This is a genomic window from Rhodoferax sp. (assembly GCF_014859475.1).
Classification (GTDB): Bacteria; Pseudomonadota; Gammaproteobacteria; order Burkholderiales; family Burkholderiaceae_C; genus Rhodoferax.
On the sequence record NZ_JACUUE010000091.1, the window covers coordinates 1 to 10,115 of the forward strand.

The 10,115-nt window shown below is 62.4% G+C and carries 9 protein-coding genes and 3 tRNA genes; 11 read left to right on the forward strand and 1 reads right to left on the reverse strand.

Annotated features, from left to right (window positions below):
- Positions 1 to 119: 119 nt before the first annotated feature.
- Positions 120 to 1,181, reverse strand: a complete 1,062-nt coding sequence (locus tag IBX54_RS09195) for a homocysteine S-methyltransferase family protein (RefSeq protein ID WP_296542358.1) — start codon at positions 1,179 to 1,181, stop codon at positions 120 to 122.
- A 275-nt stretch (positions 1,182 to 1,456) separates the two neighbouring features.
- On the opposite strand from IBX54_RS09195, the gene recQ reads away from it, so the two are divergent.
- The 11 genes from recQ (at position 1,457) to IBX54_RS09250 (ending at position 10,024) form a co-directional block, all read left to right on the forward strand.
- A complete protein-coding gene (gene recQ, locus IBX54_RS09200; RefSeq protein ID WP_296542366.1) occupies positions 1,457 to 3,322 on the forward strand; it encodes a DNA helicase RecQ in 1,866 nt (621 codons plus the stop codon).
- 340 nt (positions 3,323 to 3,662) lie between these two features.
- A complete protein-coding gene (locus tag IBX54_RS09205) occupies positions 3,663 to 5,186 on the forward strand; it encodes an anthranilate synthase component I family protein (RefSeq protein ID WP_296542359.1) in 1,524 nt (507 codons plus the stop codon).
- 3 nt (positions 5,187 to 5,189) lie between these two features.
- Positions 5,190 to 5,786 (forward strand): aminodeoxychorismate/anthranilate synthase component II, encoded by a 597-nt coding sequence (locus tag IBX54_RS09210; RefSeq protein ID WP_296542360.1) that lies wholly within the window; start codon positions 5,190 to 5,192, stop codon positions 5,784 to 5,786.
- A 3-nt stretch (positions 5,787 to 5,789) separates the two neighbouring features.
- On the forward strand, positions 5,790 to 6,884 hold the full coding sequence (ltaE, locus tag IBX54_RS09215; protein ID WP_296542361.1) for a low-specificity L-threonine aldolase: 1,095 nt from the start codon (positions 5,790 to 5,792) through the stop codon (positions 6,882 to 6,884).
- Between the two features lie 45 nt (positions 6,885 to 6,929).
- Positions 6,930 to 7,976, forward strand: a complete 1,047-nt coding sequence (gene trpD / locus IBX54_RS09220) for an anthranilate phosphoribosyltransferase (RefSeq protein WP_296542362.1) — start codon at positions 6,930 to 6,932, stop codon at positions 7,974 to 7,976.
- A gap of 1 nt (position 7,977) precedes the next feature.
- Positions 7,978 to 8,115 (forward strand): hypothetical protein, encoded by a 138-nt coding sequence (locus IBX54_RS09225; RefSeq protein ID WP_296542363.1) that lies wholly within the window; start codon positions 7,978 to 7,980, stop codon positions 8,113 to 8,115.
- Positions 8,108 to 8,896: an indole-3-glycerol phosphate synthase TrpC gene (trpC, locus tag IBX54_RS09230; RefSeq protein ID WP_296542364.1), complete on the forward strand. Its 789-nt coding sequence runs from the start codon at positions 8,108 to 8,110 to the stop codon at positions 8,894 to 8,896. Before IBX54_RS09225 ends, trpC begins: the two co-directional genes overlap by 8 nt.
- 5 nt (positions 8,897 to 8,901) lie before the next feature.
- Positions 8,902 to 9,645, forward strand: coding sequence for a uracil-DNA glycosylase (locus tag IBX54_RS09235; RefSeq protein ID WP_296542365.1), 744 nt, complete (start codon positions 8,902 to 8,904; stop codon positions 9,643 to 9,645).
- A gap of 60 nt (positions 9,646 to 9,705) precedes the next feature.
- Positions 9,706 to 9,791, forward strand: a tRNA-Tyr gene (locus IBX54_RS09240).
- 63 nt (positions 9,792 to 9,854) lie between these two features.
- A tRNA-Gly gene (locus tag IBX54_RS09245) sits at positions 9,855 to 9,928 on the forward strand.
- A 21-nt stretch (positions 9,929 to 9,949) separates the two neighbouring features.
- Positions 9,950 to 10,024: transfer RNA gene (locus IBX54_RS09250), tRNA-Thr, on the forward strand.
- Positions 10,025 to 10,115: the final 91 nt, after the last annotated feature.

The following is a 10,115-nucleotide window of genomic DNA, read 5'->3' on the forward strand; positions in this document are numbered from 1 at the left end:
GATCGCCGCGCTTCGCTCGCGATGACGGTTCAAGGTCCGTGTGCGGTATCGGGCCCGATTCGGGGGCTCGCAGTGACGACTATGTTTCGTCATTCGAGTTGGCTAAGCTGCGATGACAGTCAGGCTGATACGTCTGGGGATACCTCGCGGTAGAACACGTTGCGCTGGAGTCTGCGCACGGGCAAGGGCGCCACCTTGTCGTGAATCGCGCCAATGTGCTCGGGCGTGGTGCCGCAGCAGCCGCCGACGATATTGACCAGCCCCTCGGCGGCAAATTCGCCCACCAGACGGCTCGTGTCTGCCGGGGTTTCGTCAAAACCGGTGTCGCTCATCGGGTTGGGCAGGCCGGCGTTGGGGTAGCAGCTGATGAAGGTGTCGGGGGCGGCCTTGGCCAGCTCCTGGATGTACGGGCGCATCAGCGCAGCGCCCAGCGCACAGTTCAGGCCCACGGCCAAAGGCTGGGCGTGGCGCACGCTGTGCCAGAAGGCGGTCACGGTCTGGCCGCTCAGGATGCGCCCGGACGCGTCGGTCACGGTGCCGCTGATGATGATGGGCAGGCGCTCGCCGCTGGCCTCAAAAAATTCGTCGATGGCAAACAGCGCAGCCTTGGCGTTGAGCGTGTCGAAAATGGTTTCCACCAGCAGCGCATCGGCACCGCCCTGCACCAACGCGTCCACCTGCTCGTAGTAGGCGGCGCGCAGCTGCTCGAACGTGACGTTGCGCGCTCCGGGGTCGTTCACGTCGGGGCTGATGCTGGCGGTCTTGGGTGTGGGGCCGAGCGCGCCCAGCACAAAACGCGGTTTGTCGGGGGTGGAAAACTTGTCGCAGGCGGCGCGCGCAAGTTTGGCTGATGCCAGGTTCATCTCGAAGGCCAGGTCGGCCATGTCGTAATCCAACTGGGCGATGCGGGTGGCGCCAAAGGTGTTGGTCTCAATGAGGTCGGCACCAGCGGCCAGGTAGCGCTCATGAATGTCGCGGATGATGTCGGGGCGTGTCAGGCTGAGCAGCTCGTTGTTGCCTTTAACATCCTTATGGAAGTCCTTGAAACGCTCGCCGCGGTACTGCGCTTCGTTGAGCTTGAAGCGCTGAATCATGGTGCCCATGGCGCCGTCGAGCACCAGGATGCGGTGCTGCAGAATCTCGGGCAGCTTTTGTCCGCGGGTGTAATTTTGGGTTGTCATAGGCGCTCGATTGTAGAAAACAGGGGCCTGACCGATGCCCGGTCTGGTCAAAACCCTGGACAATAGCGGCATGAAACACATGCTCTCCCAGCAAGCCTGGGCTCTGATCCAGAACAATCCCGGTGCCTTGTTCATTGACGTGCGCTTGGCCGTTGCGTTGCGATGTGGGTTATCCGCTTGGTGTTTTGACGGTCTGCCGAGGATGCAGTCCTGAGTCGAACCGGCCTTTAGGGCTTGCTCAGCCGACCCCAGCCCCACTTATTTCATTGCCCTTTATCTTGTCCATCGAGTCCATTCTTCAAGAGGTTTTTGGCTACCCGAGTTTTCGCGGGCCGCAGCAAGACATCATTCGCCATGTGATCGCCGGGGGCGACGCGCTGGTGTTGATGCCCACCGGCGGCGGCAAAAGCCTGTGTTATCAGATTCCGGCCATTGCGCGCCAACGTGCCGGCCAAGGCATCGCCGTGGTGATTTCGCCGCTGATCGCGCTGATGCACGACCAGGTCGGTGCGCTGCATGAGGCCGGCGTGAGCGCGGCGTTTTTGAACTCCACACTGAGCAGCGCAGAGGCCTATCAGACCGAACAGCGCCTGCTGCGCGGCGAGATCACGCTGTTGTACGCCGCCCCGGAGCGCGTCACCACGGCGCGCTTTCTGGCGCAACTCGATGCCTTGCATGAACGCGGGCAACTGAGCCTGTTTGCCATTGACGAGGCGCATTGCGTGAGTCAGTGGGGGCACGACTTCCGGCCCGAATACCGTGCGCTCTCGGTACTGCACGAGCGCTATGCGGGCGTGCCGCGCATGGCGCTGACCGCCACCGCAGACGCGCTCACGCGTGCCGACATCGTGGAGCGGCTGCAGCTGGAAGCAGCGGCGCAGTTTGTCAGCAGTTTCGACCGGCCCAACATCCGTTACACCATTGTTGAGAAAAAGGACGCCAGCACCCAACTGCTGCGTTTTATTGAGCGTGAGCATCCGGGCGATGCCGGTGTGGTGTATTGCCAGTCGCGCAAACGGGTGGAGGAAATTGCCGACATGCTGGCGCAGTCCGGCATCCATGCCTTGCCGTACCACGCCGGGCTCGATTTCAAGGTGCGCCAGGCCAATCAGAACGAGTTTCTGCGCGGTGAGGGCGTGGTGATGGTGGCCACCATCGCCTTTGGCATGGGCATCGACAAGCCCGACGTGCGCTTTGTGGCGCACCTCGACATGCCGAAAAACATCGAGGGCTACTACCAGGAAACCGGCCGCGCCGGGCGTGACGGCATGGCCGCCGATGCCTGGATGTGCTACGGTCTGCAAGACGTGGTCAACCAGCGCCGCATGATCGATGAGAGCCCGGCCGAAGAAGATTTCAAGCTGTGTCTGCGCGGCAAGCTCGACGCGCTGCTGGGCTTGGCCGAGGCCACCGACTGCCGCCGGGTGCGCCTGTTGCGCTACTTTGATGAGGCCAGTCAGCCCTGCGGGAATTGCGACAACTGCCTGCAACCGCCCGAGGTGTGGGACGCCACCGACGCGGCGCGCAAGCTGCTCTCCACCGTCTATCGGCTGCAGCAAAGCAGCGGCGTGTCTTTTGGCGCCGGCCACACCATGGACATCGTGCGTGGCAAGCTGACCGACAAGGTGACGCAGCGCGGCCACCAAAGCGTGAGCACCTTTGGCCTGGGCGCCGATTACAGTGAGAGCCAGTTGCGCGCGGTGATGCGCCAGCTCATTGCCATTGGCGCCCTGCATGTGCATAACAACGAGGGTTTCAGCACCTTGCACCTGACCGCAGACTCGCGCGGCGTGCTGCGCGGCGAAGTGCCGGTGCGCCTGCGTCAATCATCAAGTCAGCGCCCCGATAAACGCAGCCGCAACCGCACGGCGCCCGCACCGGCGGCTGCCAGTCTGGGCCAGGACGCGATGGTGCGTTTCATCAACCTCAAGGCGTGGCGCGCCGGCGTGGCCAAAGAGCACAACCTGCCCGCCTATGTGATTTTTCACGATGCCACGCTGGCGGCCATTGCCGAGCGTGCACCGCAATCGCTGGCGGATTTGCAGCACATCAGCGGTCTGGGCGCACGCAAGCTGGAGGCTTACGGCGCCGCCGTGCTGGCGGTGATCGCGGGTGAAATACACACGGTGGGCACCGATTAACGCCGAGTCGTTGCTGCATCTTTGCTACACTAACTTTCATGAATCCAGAGCGATGCCCCAAATGATGAAAGCGTACCGTCATCGCGAGCGAAGCGTGGCGATCCATGCCTTCCGGGTGCATGGATTGCGTCACTTCGTTCGCAATGACGACGTTCTTTCACGTTAATTGCATGTTCTCGCATCAAATTCAGATCACAGGTTGCGCTAACCGGGGAGCCTGGCCCTGGCGCTTCTGCCGTGCCATGCCCGCCCTGGCCTGACCCCGCGCATCGTCTTGTCTGTCGGGGTGTCGAACAGGTCTTTGACAGTTCAGCCCCTTACCAGATAGAAAGATGTCACTGTGATCTCCGAACCTGAATTCAATGCTTTAAGCGCCCAGGGTTTCAACCGCATTGCGGTGGTGGCGCAGGCTTTTGCCGACCTGGAAACGCCGCTTTCGCTCTACCTCAAATTGACCAACAGCGCACCGCTGAGCTTTTTGCTGGAGTCGGTGGTGGGCGGCGAGCGCTTTGGCCGCTACAGCTTCATTGGCCTGCCCGCGCGCACGCTGCTGCGCGCCAGCGGCTTTGGCGATGCGGCGCGCACCGAGGTGGTGACCGAGGGTGTGGTGGTGGAAACCAGCCGCACCAACCCGCTTGATTTCATTGCCGACTACCAAAAACGCTTCAAGGTGGCTTTGCAACCCGGCATGCCGCGCTTTTGCGGCGGCCTGGCGGGTTACTTTGGCTATGACGCGGTGCGCTACATCGAGAAAAAACTGCAGCATTCGTGCCCGCCCGACGAGCTGGGCTGCCCCGACATTTTGCTGCTGCAGTGCGAAGAACTGGCCGTCATCGACAACCTGTCGGGCAAGCTCTATTTGATGGTGTATGCCGACCCGACCCAGCCCCGGGCTTATGCGCGTGCCACCGAACGGCTGGCGCAACTCAAAGGCATGCTCGATCAACCGGTGCACGCGCCGCAGGTGCTCGCCAGCCCGGGCCAACCCGCCGTGCGCGACTTCGCCAAGGCCGATTACATCGCCGCCGTGGAGCGCGCCAAGGCGCTGATTGCCGGTGGCGACTTCATGCAGGTGCAAGTGGGTCAGCGCATCAAGAAGCCCTACAGCCAGAGCCCATTGAGCCTGTACCGCGCGCTGCGCTCGCTCAACCCCAGCCCCTACATGTATTACTACAACTTCAGCGGTGCCACGGCGGACGGCGCTGACTTCTCTGTGGTGGGTGCCAGCCCCGAGATTCTGGTGCGCCAGGAGCAAGTGTTGCAAGATGGCCAGCCGGTGCAAAAAATCACCATCCGCCCACTGGCCGGCACGCGCCCGCGCGGTGCCACACCAGAGCTGGACAAGGCCGCCGAGGTGGAACTCATCAACGACCCCAAGGAACGCGCCGAGCATGTGATGCTGATCGACTTGGCGCGCAACGACATTGGCCGCATTGCCGAGATTGGCAGTGTCAAGGTGACCGACGCCTTTTGTGTGGAACGCTACAGCCATGTGATGCACATTGTGAGCAACGTCGAAGGCAGCTTGCTGCCCGGCATGACCAGCATGGACGTGCTCAAGGCCACTTTTCCGGCCGGTACGCTCACCGGCGCACCCAAGGTGCACGCCATGGAACTCATCGACCAGCTCGAGCCCACCAAGCGCGGCCTCTATGGCGGCGCCTGCGGTTACCTGAGCTACGCCGGCGACATGGACGTGGCCATTGCGATTCGCACCGGCATCATCAAGGACCGGATGCTCTACGTGCAGGCCGCAGCAGGGGTGGTGGCCGACAGCGTGCCCGAGATGGAGTGGCGCGAGACCGAAGCCAAGGCGCGGGCCTTGTTGCGGGCCGCAGAGCTGGTGGAAGAAGGGCTGGAGTAAGACATGAAAAAAACCAAATTGTTGATGATCGACAACTACGACAGCTTTACCTACAACATCGTCCAGTACCTGGGCGAGCTGGGGGCCGAGGTGAGCGTGGCGCGCAATGACGAAATCACGCTGGCCGACATCGATGCGCGGCTGGCTGCCGGAGATCTGGACCGGCTGGTGATTTCCCCCGGCCCCTGCTCCCCGGCTGAAGCCGGCATTTCGGTGGCTGCCATCCAGCACTTTGCCGGCAAATTGCCGATTCTGGGCGTCTGTCTGGGCCATCAGGCGATTGGTGCGGCGTTCGGCGGCAAGATCGTCCGGGCGCAGCAGCTGATGCACGGCAAAACCAGTGTCATCACGAGCACCCAGGAGGGCGTGTTTGCCGGGCTACCCGCGCAGTTCACGGTCAACCGCTACCACTCGCTGTCGATCGAGCGCGCCAGTTGCCCGGCCTGCCTGAGGGTGACCGCCTGGACCGATGATGGCGAGATCATGGGCATCAAGCACACCAGCCTCGACATCGAGGGCGTGCAGTTTCACCCCGAGAGCATCCTCACCGAGCACGGCCACGCCATGCTGGCCAACTTCCTGAAACCAAGAAACGTTTGAAACATGCCTGATCACCAAGCCCGCAGGGTGGACCTGCGCAGCGACACCGTCACACAACCGACAGCGGCCATGCGTGCGGCCATGATGGCGGCGCCCGTGGGCGACGACGTGTTTGGCGACGACCCCAGCGTTAACGCACTGCAGGCGCGCATTGCCGACATCACCGGCAAGCAAGCCGCGCTCTTCATGCCCACGGGCACGCAGAGCAACCTGTGCGCCTTGATGGCGCACTGCGAGCGCGGCGACGAATACATCGTCGGTCAGAATGCCCACACCTACCGTTACGAAGGCGGCGGTGCGGCGGTGCTGGGCAGCATTCAGCCGCAACCGCTGGCGCAAGGCTCAACTGGCGAGATGGCGCTGGCCGACATTGCCGCCGCCATCAAGCCCGAAGACATTCACTTTGCCCGCACCCGCTTGCTGTGCCTGGAAAACACCTGGAACGGTCACCCGATGCCGCTGAGTTATTTGGCGCAAGCGACCGATCTGGCGCGCGAGCACGGCCTGGCCACGCATCTGGACGGCGCGCGCTTCTTCAACGCAGCGGTGGCCACGCCGCAAGCGGGCGCCGATGCCTTTGCGGCGGCGCGCCACATCGCCAGCTATTTCGACAGCGTTTCGGTGTGCTTCAGCAAGGGCCTGGGCGCGCCGGTGGGCTCTGCTTTATGCGGCTCGCAGGCGCTGATTGGCCGTGCGCTGCGCTGGCGCAAAATGCTCGGCGGCGGCATGCGCCAGTCAGGTGTGCTGGCCGCCGCGGCCTCGCACGCGCTCGACCATCACATCGAGCGTCTGGCGCAAGACCATGCGCTGGCGCAACGGCTGGCACTGGGGCTGTCAGGCATCGACGGCGTGCGCGTGCGCTCGGCGCAAACCAACATTGTGTTTGTCGATGTGGCCGACGGCCGTGCCCCGGCCTTGCTGGCACACCTGGCGCAGCATGGCGTGCTGGCCACTGGCCTGATCGGCCTGCGCTTTGTCACTCATCTGGACGTCGATGAGGCCGGTATCGACCACGCCCTGGCCTGCATCCGGCAGTTTTTCAGGGGCCAGGCTGTTGCAGCGGCGAGCGCGCATGTCGCCGGGTCGGCCGTGTACTGAGCCCTGTCCGACAATCCTGTTTATTGAATATTTTCGGAGATACCCATGTCCAATACCCTCAAAATGACCCCGCAAGAAGCGTTGCTGCGCACCATCGAGCACCGCGAGATTTTTCACGATGAAATGCTGCACATCATGCGCCAGATCATGGCCGGCGAGTGGAGCCCGGTGATGCTGGCGGCGTTCATTGCCGGCCTGCGCGTCAAGAAGGAAACCATCGGCGAGATCACCGCGGCGGCGCAGGTGATGCGCGAGGTGTCCACCAAGGTCCATGTGGCCGATAAAACCCATCTGGTGGACATTGTCGGTACCGGCGGTGACGGCGCGCACACCTTCAATATTTCCACCTGCGCCATGTTCGTGGTGGCAGCGGCCGGTGCCAAGGTCAGCAAGCATGGCGGGCGCAGCGTGTCGAGCAAGAGCGGCAGCGCCGACGTGATGGAGTCGCTCGGCGTCAACATCAACCTGTCGCCCGAGGCCATTGCCCAATGCATCGAGCAGGTCGGCGTGGGCTTCATGTTTGCCCCCAACCACCACCCGGCAATGAAAAATGTGGCACCGGTGCGCCGTGAAATGGGTGTGAAAACCATCTTCAACCTGCTCGGGCCGCTGACCAACCCGGCCGGTGCGCCCAACATTTTGATGGGCGTGTTCCACCCCGACCTGGTCGGTATTCAGGTGCGCGCACTGGAGCGCCTGGGCACCGACCACGCGGTGGTGGTGTATGGCAAGGACGGCATGGACGAGGTCAGCCTGGGCGCGGCCACGCTGGTCGGCGAGCTCAAAAACGGTGTCGTCACCGAGTACGAGATTCACCCCGAAGACTTCGGCCTGGCCATGGCCAGCAACCGCGCTTTCAAGGTCGAGACGCCCGAGCAGTCGTGTGCCATGCTGCTGGGGGTGCTCGACAACGTGGACGGTGCGGCCAAGGAAATCGTCGTGCTCAACGCCGGCGTGGCGCTGTATGCGGCCAATGTGGTCGATTCGATGCAAGCTGGCATTGACCGGGCGCGCGCCGCGATTGAATCGGGCGCCGCCAAGGCCAAGCTCGACGCGCTGGTCACCACGGCCCACGCCCTGAGCGTGGCCTGAGATGAGTTTGTTAAATGCCGACGGGGCCTGGATTGCCATCGGCGTCTCGGCGCTCTTCATCGTCGCGGGGCTGGTCATGCACCGCGTGATTGTCAACGTCTTAAAGAAAGGTTCGCAAGAGCCCAACCAACATGACTGATATTTTGACCAGAATTGTGGCGGTCAAGCACGTAGAAGTGGCCGCCGCCATCAAGCGCAAATCGCTTGCCGCAATGCGTTTCGATGCTGAAAGCCGGGTGCTGACGCGCGACTTTGTCGGTGCCCTGCGCGCCAAAATTGCCGCCGCTCAACCTGCGGTGATTGCCGAGATCAAAAAAGCCAGCCCGTCCAAAGGCGTGCTGCGGGCCGACTTCATTCCCGCCGACATTGCCCAAAGCTACGCCGAATATGGCGCGGCCTGCCTGTCGGTGCTCACCGACCAGCAATTTTTCCAGGGCTGCATCGATTACCTCAAGCAGGCGCGGGCGTCCTGCCCGCTGCCGGTGCTGCGCAAGGATTTCATGGTCGATGCGTACCAAATTTACGAGTCGCGAGCTTGTGGAGCGGACGCCATTTTGTTGATTGCTGCCTGCCTCGACGACGCGCAAATGAAGGACTTTGAGCAAATTGCGCACAGTCTGGACATGGCGGTGCTGGTGGAGGTGCACGACGCACCCGAACTGGAACGCGCCCTCAGGCTCAAAACGCCGCTGATCGGCGTCAACAACCGCAACCTCAAGACCTTCGAGGTGTCGCTCGAGACCACGCTCACGCTCATGAAGGACATCCCGGCCGATCGCTTGCTTGTGTGTGAAAGCGGCATCCACAGCCGCGACGACGTACTGCGCATGGGCGCCGCTGGCGTCAATGCCTTTTTGGTGGGCGAGGCCTTCATGCGCGCCAAAGAGCCCGGCGAAGCGCTGGCCGCGCTGTTTGGCTGAGTCTCATGGACCTTGCTGCCGTGTCGGATGCAAACGCCACGCCCCCAGGTCGGTTGCCAAGCGCCGACCCCAGTGACTGGCCGGTCGCGCCGGGCTGGCAAGGCTTGGTGGATCAGTTTTTTGCCTCGCAGGCGGGCTGTCAGCTACTGGTTTTTTTGCAACAACGGCTGGCTGCAGGCGCCATCATTTACCCGCCGCAACCGCTGCGTGCGCTGGAACTGACGCCACCGGAGGCGGTGCGGGTGGTGGTTTTGGGGCAGGACCCGTACCACGGGCCAGGTCAGGCCGAAGGTCTGGCTTTTTCAGTGGCACCTGGCGTGGCGCTGCCGCCGTCGCTGCGCAATATTTTCAAGGAATTGCAGCGCGATCTGGGCGAGCCGCTGCCGTCTTTCCCGGTTCCCGGCGGCAGCCTGGTGCGCTGGGCGCGGCATGGGGTTTTGTTGCTCAACACCTGCCTGACGGTTGAGCAAGGGCAGCCTGCCAGCCACGCCCGCAAGGGCTGGGAGCCGCTCACCGATGCCATCATCAAGGCAGTTTCAGACCATTCTCAAGCTGTGGTTTTTATGCTGTGGGGCAATCATGCCCAAAGCAAACGCGCGTTGATCGATGGCGCACGCCATCTGGTGTTGTGCGCCAACCACCCGTCGCCGTTTTCTGCCTTGCGGCCACCGGTGCCATTCATCGGCTGTGGCCATTTTTCGCAGGCCAGAGCCTGGTGCGATCAGCATGTCAAATCGCCCGGCTGCTGAAAAATACGCAGTGGGTTGCGCTTTAACCGAAACTTAATGGCATAATCCGGGGTTCACCGTGGAGAGGTGGCCGAGTGGTTAATGGCAGCAGACTGTAAATCTGCCCTCTTACGAGTACGATGGTTCGAATCCATCCCTCTCCACCAGATTTGAAATTGAATGTGGCACTGAAGCGAAGGCGCTGACAGGTTGACGGGTTCAGCTTCGAGGCGGGAGTAGTTCAATGGTAGAACCCTAGCCTTCCAAGCTAATGACGCGGGTTCGATTCCCGTCTCCCGCTCCAGTGCCATGGATGCAGCATATAGCCCATTTGGCTCAGTGGCAGAGCACTCCCTTGGTAAGGGAGAGGTCCCGGGTCCGATTCCCGGAATGGGCACCATCGATTTGGTCATTTAACTGTTTTATTTTCGGAGTCTCAAAATGGGAAAAGAAAAATTCACGCGCACCAAGCCCCACGTCAACGTGGGCAC